This is a genomic window from Enterococcus sp. DIV1083b (assembly GCF_051713705.1).
Lineage (GTDB): Bacteria > Bacillota > Bacilli > Lactobacillales > Enterococcaceae > Enterococcus_D > Enterococcus_D casseliflavus.
Genome location: NZ_JBIOQJ010000001.1, coordinates 294,535 through 313,899, shown reverse-complemented (window position 1 = coordinate 313,899; position 19,365 = coordinate 294,535). Strand labels below are relative to the sequence as shown.

Sequence of the window (19,365 nt, the reverse complement as noted above, 5' to 3'; positions counted from 1 at the left end):
GCAGAGATTCCTGCATTCATAGAAAAAGACGGAGCCAAAAATCATCTACGATTTTTGCCCCCGCCGCCTAATTTGTTTATTCTGCTGAGAAAAGATACGGATAAACTGGCTGATCGCCTTGATGGATCTCTACTTCGATCTCAGGATGCAGTTCAACGATCGCTTCTTCGATTTTCGCTGCTTCTTTGGCTTTGCCTTCTTCACCGATAATGATGGTGACGATCTCAGTATCTTCTGTGATCATTTTTTCTAAGGTAGTCATGGAAGCAGAGAAACGATCAGGAACAGAAACAACGATTTTGCCGTCGACCATTCCTAAGAAGTCGCCTTCTGTAATTTCGATGCCATCAATTGATGTATTACGGATCGCATGAGTCACTGATCCGCTGACAACACTTGCTAAGACATCGGTCATAGCTTGCTGATTTTCAGCTAGTGTGGATTGCTCGTGGAATGCCAGCATCGCTGTCATCCCTTGTGAGATCGTCCGTGTTTCAACAACCGCTACTGGAATCTCGGAAACTTCCGCTGCTTGCTGTGCAGCCATAAAGATGTTTTTGTTATTTGGTAGAACGATCACTTGGTCGGCATTAACTTCATTGATCGCCAACAAAATGTCTTCCGTACTTGGGTTCATCGTTTGGCCGCCACTGATGACATATGAAGCACCCAGGCTAGTGAACAATTCTTTCAAGCCTTCGCCAGCCGCGATCGCGATGATCGCAAATGGTGTCCGTGGACGTTTCACTGGTTCAGGTTTTGCACCTTGCTGGTCGTGTTCCAAAATCGTTTCATGCTGAAGACGCATGTTGTCAACTTTGATTTTCACCAATGAGCCGAATTTTTGACCATAATTCATGACTTCGCCAGGATGTTCCGTATGGACATGGACTTTGATGATCTCATCGTCGTTGACCACTAATAAGGAATCCCCTAACTCATTTAAGTAATTACGGAATGTTTCATAATCAAATTCACTATCTACAGTCGGACCTTCACCGATCTTCACCATGATTTCTGTACAGTAACCAAAGGTGATATCTTCTGTCGCTAAGTGTCCTTGAACGCTGCGATGATGTTCGGCATTGACCATTTCGTCCATAGCCGCTGGGGAAGGTTCGAAGATTTCATCGGCTGGGTATTCACCCGTCAACGCATTTAAGAAGCCTTCATAAATGAACAACAATCCTTGACCGCCGCTATCTACCACGCCGACTTCTTTTAAGACGGGCAATAGATCTGGGGTTTTCGCCAATGAACGTTTTGCACCGTGAACCACGGCTTTCATCACTTCGATACAATCATCGGTAGTTTGTGCTTTTTTCTCGCCATATTCAGCTGCGATGCGTGCCACAGTCAAGATGGTTCCTTCCACAGGTTTCATGACTGCTTTATAGGCGGTTTCTACTCCATGAGTAAAGGCTTGAGCCAATTCTGGTGCAGTGAGTGTTTCTGCGGTCGGGATAGCTTTAGAAAAACCGCGGAATAATTGAGATAAAATGACGCCAGAATTCCCACGTGCGCCCATCAATAGTCCTTTTGAAAGTGTAGCGGCAAGATCGCCGACGTTTTCTGAAGTCGCATCTGCGACCGCTTTTGCTCCACTGGTCATGGATAGATTCATGTTTGTCCCAGTGTCTCCATCTGGAACAGGAAACACATTCAATGAGTTGACAAACTCTGCATTAACTTGTAGACGAGCCGCGCCTGCCTGCACCATTTCTTGAAACTGACTTGCGCTGATATTCGTTACCTTCACTTAGATAGTCCTCCTTAAAATCATCCGCCATGAACGGATCCCTTGCCTAATCTGGCAGTACACGTACGCCTTGAACAAATACATTTACCGAGTTCGCAGATACACCTAGCATCGTTTCTAAGTTGTATTTCACTTTTTCCTGCACGTTGCGGGAAACTTCGGAAATCTTTGTTCCATAGCTGACGATCGTGTATACATCCACTGCAATGCCGTTTTCTTCTTGGCGGACAACGACACCGCGAGAATAATTTTCTTTTCGTAAAATTTCATTGATGTTATCTTTGATTTGTTTCTTGCTAGCCATACCAACAATGCCGAACACATCTGTTGCTGCGCCTCCGACCACTGTTGCAATGACTTCATTGCTGATTTCAATAATACCTGATGAGGTTTGAATTTTTACAGCCATTTTATAGCCTCCTTCAATGGGCATGACCCATCTTTCTTCTTACATATTTTATCATAGCTGTACCGCAAATAAAAGGATGAGACATATGAAAAGGGGCTTTCTGACCAAACGTCTTGCATTTCGACCTTGTTTAATTTACAATGTTTACCGGGAAAAGTCAATGTTTCTTGAAAATTACTCTTGCTTTTTTCACCTTTCTGTGATAAATTCAGATGGTATGAGCTGAAATAGCGCTCCAACATCAAGGCAAAGGAGGAAATAACCACATGGCTAAAGTTTGTTACTTTACTGGACGTAAAACTACAAGTGGAAACAATCGTTCTCACGCAATGAATGCGACAAAACGTACTGTGAAACCTAACTTGCAAAAAGTTCGCGTTATGATTGACGGAAAACCTAAAAAAGTTTGGGTGTCAACTCGTGCTTTGAAATCTGGAAAAGTTGAGCGCGTATAATTAGACCTTTTCGGCCGTTCGTTTTGAACGGCTTTTTTTGTGCCCTTTTTTCTTTGGTGCGCTTTCACTTAGGTTTTCATTAAAGAAAACAGGTCTTTGTTTTTTTAATCGATTCACCTGTGGTAAACTAAGAAAAAATTGATAAAGAACAGGTGACTTCTTGTGACGAAAATAAAAACATTTGCCAAACAACATTGGCCTTATATGCTTGCTAGTTTCTTCTTGCCGTTTCTTATCATGGCAGTGATCTATTTGACCATCGGCATCTACCCTGGCAGCAGCCGCAGTGTCTTAGCCAGTGATGCCTTTTCGCAATTCTCAAACTTTCATGCCAGCTTTCGCAATATGCTCTTAGGCAAGCAAAGTATCTTTTATACATGGAATGCCTCTTTAGGCTTGAATTATCTGGCACTGATCTCCTATTACTTAGGCGGGATCTTCACTCCTCTGGTCTTGTTTTTCCCAAATCAGCTGATGCCAGATGCGTTGTACTTCTTGACCTTGATCAAGATCGGCAGTGCGGGCTTGGCGTTTTGGTTTTATGCCAGCCAAACCTTTAAGATCCAACGTTGGCAGCATGTGACCTTAGCCGTCTGTTATGCCTTGATGTCCTTCATCACCGCCCATTCGGAACTGATCATGTGGCTTGATGCCATGATCTATCTACCGCTAGTGATTTTAGGTATTGACCGTTTAGTGAAAAAGAAAAAACCAGTCGTGTTATTTATCAGTTATCTGCTGTTATTTTTATCCAGTTTTTACATGGGCTTTATGATCGGTCTCTTTTCCGTGATGTATTTCTTGGTTCAGTTGGGGCGCAACTGGAAGCAAGCTCGGGGGGCGATCATTCCTTACGGCATCACCTCCTTGTTAGCTGGCGGCGCCTCAATGGTGATCATCTTACCTGCCTTATTGGATTTGCGCTCAAACGGGGAAGAATTAACAACGATTTCTTCCTTTAAAACCGAAGCCACCGATGTCTTTGACCTCGTGATGAAAAACATGATCGGTGTTTACGATACGACAAAATACGGCTCCATTCCCTTCATCTATATCGGCTTATTGCCGTTGCTGTTGTGTATTTTATATTTTGTTTCGAAGAAAATCCGCTTGAAAGATAAATTCTTATACGCTGGCATGTTTGCTGTTTTGATCGCCAGTTTTTATATCGTGCCGATGAATCTTTTTTGGCACGGGATGCATGCCCCAAATATGTTCCTTTTCCGCTATGCCTATTTGTTCTCCTTCTTAGTGATCATGCTGGCGGGATACGGATGGGAGCAACTGCAGCAAAAAGATCGCGGATTGTTTCTCATTATTGGTCTTTCTACGATCGTGGTATTTGCCCTCTCCTACGCATTGAAAGGAGCCGGAACCTATGAATATGTTTCCGCTACTTCCTTTGCGCTAACGATCGTATTCTTTGTTCTTTACTTGTTATGTATTGGGTTCGGGCAATTAGGTCTTTTAACACAAAAACGAGTGACGATCTTGATGCTGATCTTCGTCTGCGGAGAAATGGCCGTCAATACGAGCGGCATGGTTCGCGGAATTTTGAATGATTGGAACTATGCTTCTCGCAGTTTGTATACAGAACCTTATCCGGACATCAAAAAACTAGTCACTCAAGCCAACGAAGACAATGATACCTTTTTTCGATTAGAAAACCTTGATCCTGTTTCTTCCAACGATAGTATCAATTATGGTTACAGCGGGGTCAGCATGTTTTCTTCAATTCGTAACCGCAATTCCTCAAGCTACTTGGATAAGCTGGGCTTTCGGTCTCGCGGCACCAATTTAAATATCCGCTATCCGAATAATACCTTGCTGATGGATGCTTTTACAGGAATCAAATACAATATCTCCAAGCCAAATCTCACCAAATACGGCTTTCAACGAGTCGGAGAATCTGGTGAATACAAGCTCTATGAAAATCAAAATGCGTTACCTCTAGGTTTCTTGGCTGAACCGACCATCGAATCGATTGAACAGCCGCAAAACGACAACTTGACGAGCCAGAAAAATCTTTTCAATGGCTTGGCCGATTTAAATTTAGAGTATTTTGCCTTTCAGCCGATCACGGTGATCCATAGTAAAAATACAGATATCACCAATGACGGCATGTATATGAAATTTACTGAGCAAGAAAGCAATGTCGCAAAAGAAGTGACTTGGCAAGTGGAGGTTCCGGCGAACTCGCAAGCGTACTTGAGTCTCTTCCCTGCCAACTTCGGAGAATTGGAAAGCTCATCTGCCACCGTGACAGTCAACGGTCAGCAGCGAGAAACGCAAATCAGTATCAACGGTCAATACTACGACTTAGGACATTATGAGACCGATACGACGGTTCAAATCACCGTCAGCTTCTACGGAACGCCTGAAATCTCATTCCAAAACCCGCAAGTCGTGACCTTGGATACCAACGCCTACCAACAAGCAATTGATGCGATCCAAGAACGAGGGGTCGCTATGACTGTCGGCAAACGCAGTGCCAAAGCCGACATCACGACTGAAAAAGAGCAGCAGCTTGTAACAACCATCCCTTATGACAAGGGCTGGACTGCTACGCTTGACGGCAAAGAAGTCCCAATCACGGCCTTTCAAGATGGCTTTATCAGTGTGACGATCCCAAGTGGCACCCATCACTTGGAACTCTCCTTCTTACCGCAAGGCTTTGTTATCGGTGTTTGCTTGTTCTTTGGCTGCATCGCATTGTTTATCTTGTTTGCTTGGTTTTACCAGAAACAAGTAGCCAAAAAGCAAGTCTTGGACAACCAACGCCAACTCATGGATCAACCACCAGAAACCTAATCGAAAAAGAACCAACTCGTCCCTTTGAGGCGCTCCCCGTAAGTTAGAGCAAAAGCTGACTTATGGGTGTCTCTCAATGATCGGTGAGTTTGGTTCTTTTTTGTGCTCAGGTTCCGCAGTTGTTCGCTCTAGTGGTCTTAGCATCCATTACCCGCTAGATCCCCTTCGATTCGGGGAGCAATGCCTAGCCCGTTAGCCCTTAGAGCGTTTAGCGAAACATAAGATAACTGTTGGGTTCTTCCGCATTTTTCTTGATGGAGTGCAACGATCGCTCCCATAATTTAACCATTTTGGTTTGTTTTAAGACGCGAAAGATCGAAAGCCCTTGATCGATTTTCAACAGTCCTTTTTCTTGATCGCCATAAATATACCAGTACCATCCTTGATAGCAAAGAAGATGCGTACTGTTTAGCATGTCTCCGCGATCTGCCAATAATTCCTCTGCAATGGTCAACACCTCTTTTGCCCACTCCAGGCGGCGAAAATTGACAAACGTCGTAAAACAACTAAAAATCAAATCCATTTGAATTTCTCGCATCAAGGACAAACCTTGTTCTTTTTTTGTGCGAGAGATAGCGATCTGCAGTAAGTGATAGGAGGTTTCGACAGGAAATAAGAATTGAAAATAACGAAAAAGCAAAATCTCATAAACGCCCCAGTTGTCTACTTTCGTAAGGTAGGAAATGACGGGGCGAGTTTTGGTGCGTAGCTTTTCCATATAGTCACCAGAAGAGTGATTGAGTTTAGGACCTGAGAGATTGATTTCATGTATCTCCTTTGTGATCTCAAGGTACAGAAAAACAAAAGAATGCTGTTTGGAAGCGGCGATCAGTTCGCTACGCATTTCCTCCAGCCCTTCTTTGCTTCTCTGGGCGTGGGCGTTACTCAAATAAGCTTCTTTGTTGATCCCTAAAATTCGATCCAGTAAATCCATAAATTCGCTCGTCATATAGCTGGGAAAGCTCATCAGGTTGTCGTGCCCTTTTACGCCCTTTTGCTGCGCACGCAAATAATAAAACTCCTCCACTGTGACATGGATATTTTCTAATAAGCGTTCCAATCGATGAATACTGATACTTGAAGCACCTTGCTCAAATTTACTGATAAACGAGCGACTGTTTTGTTCATCCGCCACTTGAGCGATCGTATAGCCGCGCTCTTTGCGCAATTGTCGGTACAGTTTTCCTTCTTCCATAACCATCCTCCTCACAACGATCGGTCTACAAACGCCAAACCAATCCCACTTCACGAATGAAGCTCCGCAATTAAATTTTCCTGTTCTAGATTCAAGTTTAGATTCAAACCTATAAAATGTTGAGGAGCAAAATCTGCGGCACCTTATTTACATGCCACTCTTTTAACTGCTAATCACTCGTGACAGTAACCTCTGGTATGCTCCTGGTACATTTAAATTCCACTATAGTGGATTATTTTCTTCTCTTAGTATAAAGCATCCTATACTGATTTTACAACGTAGAACGTGAAAGGATGATTTCGATGAAAGAATATCAACAAAACAACGGCTATCGTGCCTTAGTCAACGCCGCCCTACTCAGCGGTATCGGCATGAGTTTATTTAATATCGTCTTTGTAGTTTATGCCAGTACTTTACCCTTTAATGCCCTTGCTGTTTCCTTAGCCTCCATGGCACTGCTGATCCCTGATCTCTTACGGATCCTGACCGGCTATCTAGCCGATCGTACCAAAAACAAAGTGCAATGGATGATCAGCAGTCGACTATTACAAGGAGTCCTTTTCGTGGCACTCGCTTTTTTGATCCAACTGCCGCCTAGTTTATGGTCTTTCTTCCTTTTGCTAGGCATCAACATTGTATCTGATTGTTTGGGCGCTTATTGTTCTGGGTTACAGCTGCCCTATGTTCGCCGTCTTGTGCCTGCTGATGCCTTAGACAGTGCCATGGGCTTTCAAATGGCGTGTCAAACCACCGTTCAAATCGTCTTTCAAGGCATCGGTGCTTGGGGGATCATTTTACTGAATAATAACTTTGCGGCTTTTGGTTTGATCAATGCCGTGACGTTTTTCTTAGCCGCGATCGTGATCTTCCTGAACCGCTCGCTCTTCTATGCGGTGCCAGGGAAAATCAATCAAGCAGCAACACCACTCTTTCAGAATTTCTCGGATACTTTTAAATTATTGACTGGTACGGCTTTTCTTAAAAAGATGATCCTCTTTGCCTTACTGATCAATACCTTAGCTGCTAGTACGAGCGGTCTACTAAATCTCCAGCTGTTGGATGACCTTGCGCTTTGGTTTGCCACTTATGGCAACACCGTTGCGATGGCAGGCATCGCTACTTCGATCGGTATGGTCGCTGGCGCCTTGTTTGCTGCCGACTGGTTCAAGAATACCGGTCTGGTTCGCTTGATTGCGTATACCTCTTTCGTTTTATGTCTGTTGACCTTGAATTTTCTCTTCCTGCATAACCGTTGGCTCATGATTGCGCTGCTCTTTGCTGAAGGCTATCTGATTGGAAAAATCAATCCTCGTTTTTCGGCACATCTGATTCGTGAGATTGATGAAGAACATCTCGCCATCAGCAGCGGGATCTTTTCCACCATTGTGATGCTAGGGGGACCTGTCGGACAAATGGTCTTTTTAGGCATCGGCAATCGCTATCACGTTGCTTGGAGCTGGCTGCTTTACTTGCTTTTCGCATTTTTGGTAGCCATCGCCGCCTTAGTCGCTGCCGGTACCTTGGAAAAAACACCCACCACTGCTGCGCCTAAAATCGCTGCGGAAAGGACTGAAGATTGGCAAGAAACCACCTCTGTTTTACCTGAGAAAAAATAAAAACACAAGCTTTCGCTATCTCTTGTTGTGTAAGAGCAGCGAAGCTTGTGTTTTTCCTTATTCATAAGCAACATGAACCAAATACAATCCTTCTGGATGAGCCGTGGGACCTGCCGCATTTCGGTCTTTTTGCGCAATGATTGCAGGAATGCTGTCAGGTGCGATCCGTCCATTGCCGATTTTCAGCAATGTGCCCACCATGATCCGGATCATCTTGTACAAAAATCCATCGCCGCGAAAGGTAAAAATCAACTCATCTCCAGCGTCATTGACCGCCATGGACGCCTCATGGATCGTCCGCGTCTTGTCATCGACTGAACTGCCCGTCGCACAAAAACTGGTAAAGTCATGGGTGCCTAAAAAATCTGGCAACGCCCGTTGGATTTTTTCCAAATCTAGCGGATACGGATAATAACTTGCATAATGACGGCGGAAAGGACTGCGGGGCTTCCCAATGTCTACCCGAAACTGGTAGGTTTTTTCAATGACTAAGTAGCGGGCATGGAAGGTATCGTCAACGATCTCCACCGATTTTACCGCAACATCTTCTGGCGTTTGGGTATCTAATCCAAAGCGCATTTTTTCCAGTGGACGCTTTTGAGGGAAATCGAAGTGGATCACTTGCCCTTGCGCATGGACCCCCGCATCGGTGCGGCCAGAGCCATGAATCTGGATCGGTTGCCCATTGTTCATCTTCGTTAATGTCTTTTCAATCTCTTCTTGAACCGTTCGTCCATTGGGTTGACGCTGAAATCCTTGAAAATTCGTACCATCATAAGCGATCGTCGCTTTATAGCGGACCATTGAATCACCTGTTTCTTTCTATTTTTTCAAAAAAAGGCCTATGAGAAAAGTCTGATCGATCGACAGGCCTTTTCGAACCAGCCGCTGGGATTGCCAGCAGTCTCGTTGCTTCGTTAAGAACCTTTCGTGGGTTGACTTCAATCATAGGTCTTCGTTTATCCTCTTAAGAACACTAATGCTACTGTAAAGAGCGCAAAAACGATGACAACCAATGTGTCCCGTTGGTGCCAGTGCAAAATACGATACTTGGTACGCCCTTCGCCGCCTTGATAGCCTCTGGCTTCCATAGCGGTAGCTAGATCTTCCGCACGGTTAAAGCTGCTGACAAATAAAGGAATCAATAAAGGAACGATCGCCTTCATCTTCTGCAACAGTCCCCCTTCGCCGAAATCGACCCCGCGGGCACGCTGAGCATTCATAATTTTTTCTGTTTCATCCATCAAGGTTGGCACAAAGCGCAACGCGATCGACAGCATCAGTGAGATTTCATGGACAGGGAAACGGATCGCTTTTAAAGGACGCAAAATGTATTCGATCGCATCTGAAAGCTCTAATGGAGGCGTCGTTAACGTCAACAAGGTCGACATGAAAATGATCAAAACAAAACGGCAAAAAATAAAAATCCCGTTTTGGACACCAAATTCTGTGATGTTAAAGATCCACCAAGACCAGTAGACGTCGCCGCCGGTAGTAAATAAAATCTGTAACGCCACAGTAAATAAAATCAGCCAAATCAAAGGACGCACGCCTCGAATAAAGAAGCCAAAATCGATTTTTGAAAAGGAGATACAAAAGAGCGTAAAAGCACCCGCTAATAAATAGCTTTGCCAATTATTCGCCAAAAAGATAATCGCGATAAAATAAAAACTAGCAATCAATTTGACTCGTGGATCTAAACGGTGGATCAAGGAGTCCCCTGGAATAAAACGACCGAAAATCAGTTTATTCATCATGGGCAGTCGCCCCCTTTGCTACTAAAACATCTGCCAGCTCATCAGCTGTTAGCGGCAACTGCTCAAATGCCAATCCTCTGGCTTGTAGTTGCTCCGCAAATGCGGTTGCTGTCGGTACCCCCAACTGCTTTTCTTGCAGCCAGGCAGTGTCTTGAAACACAACGGACGGCGTGCCTGCTTTGACGAGACGTCCCTTTTCTAACACATAGACATAATCAGCATAGTTCGCCACATCATCCATCAAGTGGGTCACTAAAATGATCGTCATGTTCTTTTCCCGATGCAGGCGATCAAACATTTCCATCATCTCTTTGCGTCCTTGTGGATCTAAGCCAGCTGTCGGCTCGTCTAAGACCAAAACTTCTGGTTCCATAGCCAAGACCCCAGCAATCGCTACACGGCGCATTTGGCCCCCTGAAAGGTCAAAGGGTGAACGTTCCAGAAAACTTTCATCTAAACCTACCAATTGAATGTATTCTTGGGCTAAACCTTTGGCTGCTTCTTCGGAGACCCCAAAGTTTTTCGGTCCAAAAGCGATATCTCTTGCAACGGTTTCTTCAAATAATTGGGATTCAGGAAATTGAAAAACGATCCCGACTTTTTTACGTAACGGTTTTAGATTTTTGTTATCTGTCTCGGGTTTGATGACTCGCTCACCGATCGTGACCGTGCCGGTCGTTGGTTTTAATAATGCATTCAAGTGCTGCAACAACGTAGATTTTCCGCTCCCTGTATGACCGACTAAGGCAGTATAAGAGCCTTCTTTGATCTCTAAATCAATATCGAACAAAACCCGTTGTTCAAACGGAGAATGCGGTTGGTAGGTGAATCCTACTTGTTCAAAACGGATGTCCATAGCCAATCCACCATCCCTTCTTCAGTTAAGTACGCTTGCGGTACCGTGACGCCCCGCTGTTTTAGTGCCGCCTTTAATTTTTCAGGAAATGGCAGATCTAAGCCTAGCTCAATCAGTTCTGGACCTGCAGAAAAAATCTCTGCGGGTGTCCCTTCGCGGACGAGCTCTCCTTGACGCATCACCAGCACCCGATTGGCATTGGCTGCTTCATCGATATCATGGGTGATCGAAAGCACGGTCAAATTGTTTTTCTCTTTGATTTTTTTGATCGTTGCGGTCACTTCTTCACGACCTTCTGGATCTAGCATACTAGTGGCTTCATCAAGAATGATGATATCTGGGCGCAATGCAACGACGCCCGCAATAGCTACCCGCTGTTTTTGACCACCAGAAAGACGCGCGGGTTCCCGGGTCGCAAACTCGCTCATCCGTACTTGTTCCAGAGCGTCTTTGACACGAACCAGCATTTCTTCACGTGGGATTCCTTGATTTTCCAAACCGAAAGCCACATCATCTTCCACCGTCGAACCAACGAATTGATTGTCAGGGTTTTGAAAGACCATACCGACCATTTTTCGAATATTCCAGATATTTTCTTCATTCAAAGGCAATCCGCCGACAGAAACACTGCCTTCTTGCGGCAAGATCAAGCCATTGATGGTTTTTGCTAAAGTTGATTTACCAGAGCCGTTATGGCCGATCAACGCCACCCATTCCCCTTTGTTGATGGAAAAGGATACGTTATTTAACGCGGCACGCTCTTCTTCGCTATAACGCACAGTAATAGCATTCAATTCAATGATTGGCTTCATGATAGACTCCTTCATTTGCGATTAATTCTTTCTAACACTACCAAAAAAGCGCACGTTTTTCAATGATTCACGCACGATTTGTCTCCAGATCTTTTTTTCACTTGCCATTACCTGTCTTGACAGGTAATCGAAAGTAAAAAAAAAGCACTTTATGATGAGTGCGTACACCTCGAAATACATCGAGGTGTAGGCGCTGAGCTAGACTCGGAAAGTTTCTTCCAACATCATAACACTCTTAGTAAACATCTATAAAGTGATGATAAGTGTGATTTTAAACAAGTTCTAGGATAACCATTGGTGCAGCATCTCCGCGTCTTGGTTCTGTTTTCAAGATACGAGTATATCCACCTTGGCGATCTGTGTAACGAGGAGCGATATCATTGAATAATTTTTGTAATGCTGATTCAATAACTACTTCTTCGTTTTCTTCACGTACACTTGCAACTTCATTACGAACGAATGCTGCTGCTTGACGACGTGCATGCAAATCACCACGTTTACCTAAAGTGATCATTTTTTCTGCAGTTGAACGAACTTCTTTCGCACGAGCTTCAGTCGTAACGATACGTTCGTTAATGAATAAATCAGTTGTCAAATCACGCAACATCGCTTTACGTTGGCTAGATGTGCGTCCTAGTTTACGATAACTCACGTGGTTTCCCTCCTTCACTTTCGAATGTTGTATCGGTCAGACGAACCGAACTAACGTAATCGAAAACGGTTTAATCGTCTTTACGTAGTCCTAAACCTAAATCATGTAATTTCACTTTGACCTCTTCAAGAGATTTACGGCCTAAGTTTCTTACTTTGATCATTTCTGGTTCAGATTTGTTTGTCAATTCTTGTACAGTATTGATTCCTGCACGTTTTAGACAGTTGTATGAACGAACAGATAAGTCTAATTCTTCGATCGTCATTTCCAACATTTTTTCTTTTTGTGTTTCTTCTTTTTCAACCATGATTTCAGCGTTTTTCGCTTCATCCGTTAGGTTAACAAAGATGTCTAAATGTTCAGTCATGATCTTCGCAGACAAACTCATTGCTTCCAATGGTTCGATTGAGCCATCAGTCCATATTTCCATCGTTAATTTGTCGAAATCATCCCGACGACCGACACGTGTGTTTTCTACTTGGTAGTTGACACGACGTACTGGTGTATAGATTGAATCGACTGGAAGAACGCCGATCGGCATGTCTTCTTTTTTGTTTTCGTCCGCTTGAACGTAGCCGCGGCCAGGTTTCACTGTTAAGCGAGCATGGAACGTAGCACCTTCAGAAACGGTACAGATATACATATCTTTGTTAAGGATTTCTACATCACTATCAACGATGATATCGCCAGCAGTTACTGTAGCAGGTCCTGAAATATCAATTTCAAGGGTCTTTTCTTCATCCCCGTACATTTTCAATGCAAGACCTTTAATATTCAAGATGATTTGAGCAACGTCTTCCCGAACACCCTTAACAGTTGAGAATTCGTGTAAAACTCCATCGATTTGAATATTGGTGATTGCCGCACCAGGTAAAGAAGATAATAAAATACGACGTAGGGAATTTCCTAGTGTAGTTCCGTAGCCTCTTTCAAGAGGTTCCACGATGAACTTGCCATAATCTTTGTCTTCATCAATCTTTGCGATTCTTGGTTTTTCGAATTCAATCATTCTTATCTATTACCCCTTTCAAAACGAAAAGTGTCTTGTTCAATGACGTATTTGTTACACTCAAAATGAGCAGCACTCATTAAACACGACGGCGTTTTGGAGGGCGGCATCCATTATGAGGGACTGGAGTCACGTCACGGATCGCACTCACTTCCAAACCTGCTGCTTGTAATGAACGAATTGCTGCTTCACGTCCAGAACCAGGTCCTTTAACTGTTACTTCAACAGTTCTTAATCCGTGTTCCATTGCTGCTTTGGTAGCTGTTTCTGCTGCCATTTGAGCGGCAAAAGGAGTAGATTTTTTGCTTCCTTTGAAACCTAATGAACCAGCTGATGACCATGCTAATGCATTACCATGAGTATCAGTGATCATTACGATTGTATTATTGAATGTTGAGTGAATATGTGCAATACCCGCTTCAATATTCTTTTTCACACGGCGTTTACGACTCACTTTTTTTGCTGCCATGAAGTTTTAACCTCCTTCACTTAGGAATTATTTTTTCTTGCCTGCGACTGTTTTAGACGGGCCTTTACGAGTACGTGCATTGTTTTTCGTGTTTTGTCCACGAACTGGCAATCCACGGCGATGACGGATTCCACGGTAAGAACCGATTTCCATCAATCGTTTGATGTTTAAGTTCACTTCACGACGAAGGTCACCTTCAACTTTTAATTTATCAACTTCCGCACGGATAGCATCTGTTTGTTCATTCGTTAAATCACGAACGCGAACTTCTTCAGACACGCCAGCGTCAGCTAAAATTTGTTTTGCAGTCGTGTTACCAATACCATAGATATAAGTAAGTGAAACGACCACACGTTTATCACGAGGAATATCTACTCCTGCAATACGAGCCATATTTGTTACACCTCCGATTATCCTTGACGTTGTTTATGTTTTGGATTTGCTGGGCAAATCACCATAACGCGTCCTTTACGACGAATTACTTTACAATGTTCGCACATTGGTTTTACTGATGGTCTTACTTTCATGATAATACCTCCTGTGGTTTTACGGAGTACAATTATTTAAAGCGATAAGTAATGCGGCCACGGTTCAGATCATACGGGGATAATTCCACCGTCACTTTGTCTCCAGGTAAAATACGAATGTAGTGCATCCGGATCTTACCAGAAACGGTCGCTAGAACTTGGTGTCCGTTTTCCAATTCTACTTTAAACATTGCATTCGGCAAAGTTTCGACGACTGTACCTTCGACTTCAATCATATCTTCTTTTGCCACGCACAGTACCTCCTTGTACTTGTGATTTTCACACGATAAAATGGCGGAAACTCGGTTCCCACCTGATATTCTCAAACTATGCTCCTACTTAATAAAAAGTAGAAGTCGGACTGACATATTCTATCATATCCTGTCAAAGATTTCAAGAGAAAGTTTTAAGCTGCAAGTTGGACTCGGGCAATCTATGATTAGTCAATGATCTTTTGAACATCTTCGAATACAGCGTCGATGTCGCGATCCCCATCAATCGATTGCAATAACCCTTTGTCTTTGTAATAAGTCAAAATTGGTTCACTGCTTTTGATATTGACAGCTAGACGATTTTTGACCGTCTCAGGCTTATCATCTTCACGCTGGTAGAAGTCATGACTTCCACAACGATCACATGTTCCTTCCTCTTTTGGAGGATTGAACAATTTATGATAAGTTGCCCCACAATTGCGGCACATGAAGCGGCCGGCTAAACGTTCTACAAGAACTTCTTCAGGAACATGAATATCAATAACGGCATCAAGTTTTTTGTTAAGGTCAGCTAGCATCTCATCTAACGCTTTTGCTTGATCCAATGTACGAGGAAAACCATCTAATAAGAAACCTTTCTCGGTATCAGGTTCAGCTAAACGTTCTTTAACGATCCCATTTGTAACCTCATCAGGAACTAATGCGCCTTGATCCATGTATGATTTTGCTTTAAGGCCTAGTTCTGTTTCGTTCGCCATCGCAGCCCGAAACATATCGCCTGTTGAAATATGAGGAAGACCGTATTCAGCAACGATACGTTCTGCCTGAGTACCTTTTCCAGCACCAGGTAATCCCATTAAAATGAAGTTCATTCTAATTCCTCCTGTAAGTTTTTGAATAGTGTTGAGGAAATCCTCAACACTTCAATAACTTTAATTGATGAAACCAGTATATTTCCGTTTCAGCATAAGCCCTTCTAACTGCTTGGCAGTATCAAGTGCCACACCGATAATGATCAATAGACTCGTTCCACCTAGACCGATCGATTGCGGTAGATTCCAAGCCATCTGAGCGATGATTGGAAGTAAAGCAACCAATCCTAAAAAGATCGATCCAACCGTGCTTAATCGCATCAACAAACGTGATACATATTCTTCGGTTCCTTTACCAGGACGCACACTCGGAATGTAACTTCCTTGTTTTTGCAAGTTTTCCGCTAATTTCTCAGGGTTCACTTGAACAAATGCGTAGAAGAAAGTAAACGCAACGATCAAGACAGTATAGATGATCGCACCCGGTACAGTGTTGTAACTAAAGATCGTTTGCACCACTTCGTACCAAGTTTCTCCTCTATATGAACTACCTAATGCTTGAATGATCGCATTTGGTGTTGTAATAAAAGAACTGGCAAAGATAACTGGGATAACCCCGGCAGCATTTACTTTCAAAGGAAGGTAACTGCTGGTAGGCGCTCCTGCTACCCGTTTTGTATATTGGATCGGAATCTTGCGTTCTGCTTGTTGAACATACGTTACTAAAGTAATGACGATCAACACAGCGATCACAAGCAGCGCCATAAAGATAGCATTTAGCCAGATATCCGATTGATCCACGTTAATGAAGTAATCTTCAATCAATTCTTTGATGCTTGCTGGTAAGCGTGAAATGATCCCTGCAAAGATGATCATTGACACACCGTTTCCGATACCACGCTCGGTGATCTGCTCTCCTAACCAAGTGACTAACATCGTTCCGGCTGTTAAAATCAGACCGATCACGATATAGGTTGCCATATTAGGATTGTTTACAAACCCGAGTTGAGTGTAATAGTTAAATCCAGCCGTTAATGTCATGGATTGGACAAAGCCCAATACCAACGTCAAGTAACGTGTTGCCTGATTTAGTTTCTTACGACCCACTTCACCTTGCTTCGACCATTCAACAAATTTAGGGACGATATCCATCTGCAACAACTGAATAACAATTGAGGCAGTGATGTAAGGCGAAACCCCCATCGAGAAAATCGAAAATTGTTGCATGGCGCCACCACTTACCAAGTTTAACATGTTTAAAAATGGTAGATCCGCGATGGTATTTAGGCGACTTGCGTCTACGCCTGGCACAGTAATATGTGTTCCCAGACGAAAGACAAACAAGATTAAGACGGTGAACAATATTCTGGATCTAATATCCTTAACCTTAAAGGCATCCTTCAATAGTCTGATCATTAGATCACCTCGATTGATCCACCAGCAGCAACGATTGCTTCTTCAGCTGCTTTTGAGAATTTAGCTGCTTTCACAGTCAATTTCTTCGTTAATTCTCCGTTAGCTAATACTTTGATTCCAGCTTTTTCGTCTTTGACGATTCCAGCTTCGTGTAAAGCAACAGGTGTTACTTCAGCACCGTCTTCAAAGCGGTTCAAGACATCAAGATTGATGACTGCATATTCTTTGCGGTTCACATTTGTAAAGCCACGTTTTGGTAAACGACGGAACAATGGTGTTTGTCCACCTTCGAATCCTAGACGTACTCCGCCGCCTGAACGAGCTTTTTGACCTTTTTGTCCACGTCCAGCTGTTTTACCGTTACCAGATGAAGTTCCTCGACCGACACGGTTACGTACTTGGCGTGAGCCTTCTGATGGTTTTAATTCATGAAGTTTCATAGGTTTGGCACCTCCTTAATCAAACTAGATCTGCTGATCCTTAGACCTCTTCAACGTCCACTAAGTGAGAAACAGTGTTAACCATGCCTTTGATTGCATCATTAGCAGGTTTTACAACTGTTGAATTCAACTTTGTAAGACCTAACGCTTTAACAGTATCACGTTGGTTTTGGGGACGTCCGATAATACTGCGTTTTAAAGTAATTTTCAATTCAGCCATTATAGTGTCCTCCTTAACCGATTAATTCTTCTACTGATTTGCCGCGAAGTGCTGCCACTTCTTCAGCGCGTTTTAATTGTTTTAAACCTTCAACTGTTGCGCGAACAACGTTGATTGGTGTGTTAGAACCTAAAGATTTAGATGTGATATCAGCTACCCCAGCTAATTCCAATACGGCACGAACTGGTCCACCAGCAGCTACCCCAGAACCTTCTACAGCAGGTTTCATAAGGATGCGTCCGCCGCCGAATACACCGATAACTTCGTGAGGGATTGTAGAACCAACCATTGGTACTTCCACCAAGTTTTTCTTCGCGTCTTCGATTGCTTTACGGATTGCTTCTGGTACTTCTTGTGCTTTACCAGTACCGAAACCTACGTGTCCGTTTTTGTCACCGACAACAACTAATGCAGCAAAACGTAGACGACGTCCACCTTTAACAACTTTAGTTACACGGTTGATCGCAACAACGCGGTCTTCTAATTCCAAATGTTTTGGATCAATATAAACCATGAATGGTGTTCCTCCTTCTCTTAAAATTCCAGTCCATTTTCGCGAGCTGCTTCAGCTAAAGCTGCTACACGGCCATGGTAAAGGTATCCACCACGGTCAAAGACTACTACTTTAATACCTTTTGCTGCTGCACGTTCTGCGACTAATTTACCGACAGCTTGTGCTTGTTCAGTTTTTGTTGCACCTGAAACTTCTTTGTCTAAGGCAGAGGCACTTGCTAGCGTCACACCCGCTACGTCATCAATTACTTGTGCGTAGATGTTTTTGTTCGAACGGAATACGTTTAAGCGTGGGCACTCAGCAGTACCAGAGATTTTGTTACGTACACGACGATGTCTTTTCTGACGTGTCTTGTTTTTATCTGGTTTTGTAATCACAATTTGTCACCTCTTTTAATTTTGCTAGCCTAAGCTGCTAGTCGTAAAGAATTACGACTATTTACCAGTTTTACCTTCTTTACGACGTACAAATTCGCCAACATAACGAATTCCTTTGCCTTTATAAGGTTCTGGAGGACGAACGCCACGGATATTGGCAGCCAATTCGCCAACGACTTCTTTATCTGATCCTTTAACGATCACAGAAGTGTTTGAAGGAACTTCGATTTCGATTCCAGCTGGCGCTTCGATTTCAACTGGATGAGAGTAACCAACGTTCAATACAAGTTTTTTTCCTTGTAATTGAGCACGGTACCCAACCCCGATTAATTCTAACGCTTTTTGGAAACCTTCAGAAACACCAACAACCATGTTGTTGAAGTTTGCACGGGTAGTTCCGTGGATAGTTTTCATTTCTTTACTATCATTTGGACGAGTGAATGTTACTTCGTTTCCTTCGATATTCATTGTGATATCAGAAGAGAAAGTACGTGTTAATTCACCTTTAGGTCCTTTAACTGTAATGTCGTTTCCGTTTTGCTTGATTTCAACACCAGCAGGAAGAACGACGATCTTATTACCGATACGACTCACTTAGAGGCACCTCCTTGTGGAATATTTTAAATTACCATACATAAGCGACTACTTCGCCGCCAACATTTTTTGCTCTAGCTTCTTTGTCAGTGATTACACCGTCAGAAGTTGAGATAATCGCGATTCCTAGACCATTCAATACTTTTGGTACTTCGTCAGCTTTGACATAAGCACGCAAGCCTGGTTTAGAGATACGTTTTAAGTTTGTGATAACACGTTCACCGTTTTTACCGTATTTAAGAAATACGCGGATCACGCCTTGTTTGTCATCTTCAATGTATTCAACATCGCGGACGAAACCTTCACGTTTCAAGATTTCAGCGATATCACGTTTGATTTTTGAAGCAGGTACTTCTAGGCTTTCGTGTTTAACCATGTTTGCGTTACGCACGCGCGTTAGAAAATCTGCAATTGGATCTGTCATGACCATGGGATAATTTACCTCCTTTATGC

The 19,365-nt window shown here is 43.2% G+C and carries 24 protein-coding genes; 3 read left to right on the top strand and 21 right to left on the bottom strand.

What is annotated here, in order from left to right; translation table 11 throughout:
• Positions 1 to 76 precede the first annotated feature (76 nt).
• Complete coding sequence (locus IGI69_RS01495) at positions 77 to 1,759, bottom strand: DAK2 domain-containing protein (RefSeq protein ID WP_438739455.1); 1,683 nt, start codon at positions 1,757 to 1,759, stop codon at positions 77 to 79.
• A 46-nt stretch (positions 1,760 to 1,805) separates the two neighbouring features.
• On the bottom strand, positions 1,806 to 2,168 hold the full coding sequence (locus IGI69_RS01490; protein WP_005227125.1) for an Asp23/Gls24 family envelope stress response protein: 363 nt from the start codon (positions 2,166 to 2,168) through the stop codon (positions 1,806 to 1,808).
• A gap of 266 nt (positions 2,169 to 2,434) precedes the next feature.
• Here IGI69_RS01490 and rpmB point away from each other — a divergent pair, with 266 nt between their 5' ends.
• Both rpmB and IGI69_RS01480 read left to right on the top strand, forming a co-directional pair.
• On the top strand, positions 2,435 to 2,623 hold the full coding sequence (rpmB, locus tag IGI69_RS01485; protein WP_003128045.1) for a 50S ribosomal protein L28: 189 nt from the start codon (positions 2,435 to 2,437) through the stop codon (positions 2,621 to 2,623).
• Between the two features lie 162 nt (positions 2,624 to 2,785).
• Positions 2,786 to 5,434 carry a YfhO family protein gene (locus tag IGI69_RS01480; RefSeq protein WP_438739453.1) on the top strand — a complete coding sequence of 883 codons (2,649 nt, stop codon included), beginning with the start codon at positions 2,786 to 2,788 and terminating at the stop codon, positions 5,432 to 5,434.
• 208 nt (positions 5,435 to 5,642) lie between these two features.
• On the opposite strand, the gene IGI69_RS01475 is transcribed toward IGI69_RS01480, so the two are convergent.
• Positions 5,643 to 6,629, bottom strand: a complete 987-nt coding sequence (locus tag IGI69_RS01475) for an Rgg/GadR/MutR family transcriptional regulator (RefSeq protein ID WP_008376357.1) — start codon at positions 6,627 to 6,629, stop codon at positions 5,643 to 5,645.
• Between the two features lie 302 nt (positions 6,630 to 6,931).
• Between IGI69_RS01475 and IGI69_RS01470 the strand changes: the two genes are divergently transcribed.
• The gene (locus IGI69_RS01470) at positions 6,932 to 8,245 is read left to right on the top strand and encodes an MFS transporter (protein WP_074535394.1); all 1,314 of its coding nucleotides are present in this window, start codon (positions 6,932 to 6,934) and stop codon (positions 8,243 to 8,245) included.
• A 57-nt stretch (positions 8,246 to 8,302) separates the two neighbouring features.
• On the opposite strand, the gene truA is transcribed toward IGI69_RS01470, so the two are convergent.
• The 18 genes from truA to rpsH form a co-directional block, all read right to left on the bottom strand.
• Entirely contained in the window at positions 8,303 to 9,049 is a 747-nt protein-coding gene (gene truA / locus IGI69_RS01465) for a tRNA pseudouridine(38-40) synthase TruA (RefSeq protein ID WP_008376361.1), read from the bottom strand.
• 155 nt (positions 9,050 to 9,204) lie between these two features.
• Positions 9,205 to 10,002, bottom strand: a complete 798-nt coding sequence (locus IGI69_RS01460) for an energy-coupling factor transporter transmembrane component T family protein (protein ID WP_005227113.1) — start codon at positions 10,000 to 10,002, stop codon at positions 9,205 to 9,207.
• Positions 9,992 to 10,858 carry an energy-coupling factor ABC transporter ATP-binding protein gene (locus IGI69_RS01455; protein ID WP_005232516.1) on the bottom strand — a complete coding sequence of 289 codons (867 nt, stop codon included), beginning with the start codon at positions 10,856 to 10,858 and terminating at the stop codon, positions 9,992 to 9,994. Before IGI69_RS01455 ends, IGI69_RS01460 begins: the two co-directional genes overlap by 11 nt.
• A complete protein-coding gene (locus IGI69_RS01450; RefSeq protein WP_438739450.1) occupies positions 10,834 to 11,670 on the bottom strand; it encodes an energy-coupling factor ABC transporter ATP-binding protein in 837 nt (278 codons plus the stop codon). The genes IGI69_RS01455 and IGI69_RS01450 overlap by 25 nt, the downstream gene beginning before the upstream one ends.
• 271 nt (positions 11,671 to 11,941) lie before the next feature.
• A complete protein-coding gene (gene rplQ / locus IGI69_RS01445; RefSeq protein WP_003128038.1) occupies positions 11,942 to 12,322 on the bottom strand; it encodes a 50S ribosomal protein L17 in 381 nt (126 codons plus the stop codon).
• A gap of 70 nt (positions 12,323 to 12,392) precedes the next feature.
• A complete protein-coding gene (locus IGI69_RS01440; RefSeq protein ID WP_008376367.1) occupies positions 12,393 to 13,331 on the bottom strand; it encodes a DNA-directed RNA polymerase subunit alpha in 939 nt (312 codons plus the stop codon).
• A 79-nt stretch (positions 13,332 to 13,410) separates the two neighbouring features.
• Positions 13,411 to 13,800: a 30S ribosomal protein S11 gene (gene rpsK, locus IGI69_RS01435; RefSeq protein ID WP_005227104.1), complete on the bottom strand. Its 390-nt coding sequence runs from the start codon at positions 13,798 to 13,800 to the stop codon at positions 13,411 to 13,413.
• 27 nt (positions 13,801 to 13,827) lie between these two features.
• A complete protein-coding gene (gene rpsM, locus IGI69_RS01430; protein WP_005227102.1) occupies positions 13,828 to 14,193 on the bottom strand; it encodes a 30S ribosomal protein S13 in 366 nt (121 codons plus the stop codon).
• Positions 14,194 to 14,210: 17 nt separating this feature from the next.
• The gene (gene rpmJ, locus IGI69_RS01425) at positions 14,211 to 14,327 is read right to left on the bottom strand and encodes a 50S ribosomal protein L36 (RefSeq protein ID WP_002288710.1); all 117 of its coding nucleotides are present in this window, start codon (positions 14,325 to 14,327) and stop codon (positions 14,211 to 14,213) included.
• A gap of 32 nt (positions 14,328 to 14,359) precedes the next feature.
• On the bottom strand, positions 14,360 to 14,578 hold the full coding sequence (gene infA, locus IGI69_RS01420; protein WP_002288695.1) for a translation initiation factor IF-1: 219 nt from the start codon (positions 14,576 to 14,578) through the stop codon (positions 14,360 to 14,362).
• A gap of 188 nt (positions 14,579 to 14,766) precedes the next feature.
• On the bottom strand, positions 14,767 to 15,411 hold the full coding sequence (locus IGI69_RS01415) for an adenylate kinase (RefSeq protein ID WP_005227100.1): 645 nt from the start codon (positions 15,409 to 15,411) through the stop codon (positions 14,767 to 14,769).
• 60 nt (positions 15,412 to 15,471) lie between these two features.
• Complete coding sequence (gene secY, locus IGI69_RS01410) at positions 15,472 to 16,767, bottom strand: preprotein translocase subunit SecY (protein WP_005227099.1); 1,296 nt, start codon at positions 16,765 to 16,767, stop codon at positions 15,472 to 15,474.
• A complete protein-coding gene (gene rplO / locus IGI69_RS01405) occupies positions 16,767 to 17,207 on the bottom strand; it encodes a 50S ribosomal protein L15 (protein ID WP_003128016.1) in 441 nt (146 codons plus the stop codon). The genes secY and rplO overlap by 1 nt, the downstream gene beginning before the upstream one ends.
• Positions 17,208 to 17,247: 40 nt before the next feature.
• On the bottom strand, positions 17,248 to 17,427 hold the full coding sequence (gene rpmD, locus IGI69_RS01400; protein WP_003128015.1) for a 50S ribosomal protein L30: 180 nt from the start codon (positions 17,425 to 17,427) through the stop codon (positions 17,248 to 17,250).
• A 13-nt stretch (positions 17,428 to 17,440) separates the two neighbouring features.
• On the bottom strand, positions 17,441 to 17,941 hold the full coding sequence (rpsE, locus tag IGI69_RS01395) for a 30S ribosomal protein S5 (protein WP_003128014.1): 501 nt from the start codon (positions 17,939 to 17,941) through the stop codon (positions 17,441 to 17,443).
• A gap of 20 nt (positions 17,942 to 17,961) precedes the next feature.
• On the bottom strand, positions 17,962 to 18,318 hold the full coding sequence (gene rplR / locus IGI69_RS01390) for a 50S ribosomal protein L18 (RefSeq protein WP_005227097.1): 357 nt from the start codon (positions 18,316 to 18,318) through the stop codon (positions 17,962 to 17,964).
• 57 nt (positions 18,319 to 18,375) lie between these two features.
• Positions 18,376 to 18,912: a 50S ribosomal protein L6 gene (gene rplF / locus IGI69_RS01385; RefSeq protein WP_005227095.1), complete on the bottom strand. Its 537-nt coding sequence runs from the start codon at positions 18,910 to 18,912 to the stop codon at positions 18,376 to 18,378.
• 31 nt (positions 18,913 to 18,943) lie between these two features.
• A complete protein-coding gene (gene rpsH, locus IGI69_RS01380) occupies positions 18,944 to 19,342 on the bottom strand; it encodes a 30S ribosomal protein S8 (protein ID WP_005227093.1) in 399 nt (132 codons plus the stop codon).
• Between the last annotated feature and the right edge of the window lie 23 nt (positions 19,343 to 19,365).

Excerpts from the sequence above, each read along its gene's own strand:
- IGI69_RS01440 (WP_008376367.1), bottom strand. The coding sequence starts at position 13,331 with ATGATTGAATTCGAAAAACCAAGAATCGCAAAGATTGATGAAGACAAA.
- rpmJ (WP_002288710.1), bottom strand. The coding sequence starts at position 14,327 with ATGAAAGTAAGACCATCAGTAAAACCAATGTGCGAACATTGTAAAGTA.
- rpsE (WP_003128014.1), bottom strand. The coding sequence starts at position 17,941 with ATGGTTTATATTGATCCAAAACATTTGGAATTAGAAGACCGCGTTGTT.
- IGI69_RS01415 (WP_005227100.1), bottom strand. The coding sequence starts at position 15,411 with ATGAACTTCATTTTAATGGGATTACCTGGTGCTGGAAAAGGTACTCAG.
- IGI69_RS01455 (WP_005232516.1), bottom strand. The coding sequence starts at position 10,858 with ATGGACATCCGTTTTGAACAAGTAGGATTCACCTACCAACCGCATTCT.
- truA (WP_008376361.1), bottom strand. The coding sequence starts at position 9,049 with ATGGTCCGCTATAAAGCGACGATCGCTTATGATGGTACGAATTTTCAA.
- rpmD (WP_003128015.1), bottom strand. The coding sequence starts at position 17,427 with ATGGCTGAATTGAAAATTACTTTAAAACGCAGTATTATCGGACGTCCC.
- rpsH (WP_005227093.1), bottom strand. The coding sequence starts at position 19,342 with ATGGTCATGACAGATCCAATTGCAGATTTTCTAACGCGCGTGCGTAAC.
- secY (WP_005227099.1), bottom strand. The coding sequence starts at position 16,767 with ATGATCAGACTATTGAAGGATGCCTTTAAGGTTAAGGATATTAGATCC.
- IGI69_RS01460 (WP_005227113.1), bottom strand. The coding sequence starts at position 10,002 with ATGATGAATAAACTGATTTTCGGTCGTTTTATTCCAGGGGACTCCTTG.
- rplO (WP_003128016.1), bottom strand. The coding sequence starts at position 17,207 with ATGAAACTTCATGAATTAAAACCATCAGAAGGCTCACGCCAAGTACGT.
- IGI69_RS01450 (WP_438739450.1), bottom strand. The coding sequence starts at position 11,670 with ATGAAGCCAATCATTGAATTGAATGCTATTACTGTGCGTTATAGCGAA.
- rpsK (WP_005227104.1), bottom strand. The coding sequence starts at position 13,800 with ATGGCAGCAAAAAAAGTGAGTCGTAAACGCCGTGTGAAAAAGAATATT.
- rpmB (WP_003128045.1), top strand. The coding sequence starts at position 2,435 with ATGGCTAAAGTTTGTTACTTTACTGGACGTAAAACTACAAGTGGAAAC.
- IGI69_RS01475 (WP_008376357.1), bottom strand. The coding sequence starts at position 6,629 with ATGGAAGAAGGAAAACTGTACCGACAATTGCGCAAAGAGCGCGGCTAT.
- IGI69_RS01490 (WP_005227125.1), bottom strand. The coding sequence starts at position 2,168 with ATGGCTGTAAAAATTCAAACCTCATCAGGTATTATTGAAATCAGCAAT.
- rpsM (WP_005227102.1), bottom strand. The coding sequence starts at position 14,193 with ATGGCTCGTATTGCAGGAGTAGATATTCCTCGTGATAAACGTGTGGTC.
- IGI69_RS01470 (WP_074535394.1), top strand. The coding sequence starts at position 6,932 with ATGAAAGAATATCAACAAAACAACGGCTATCGTGCCTTAGTCAACGCC.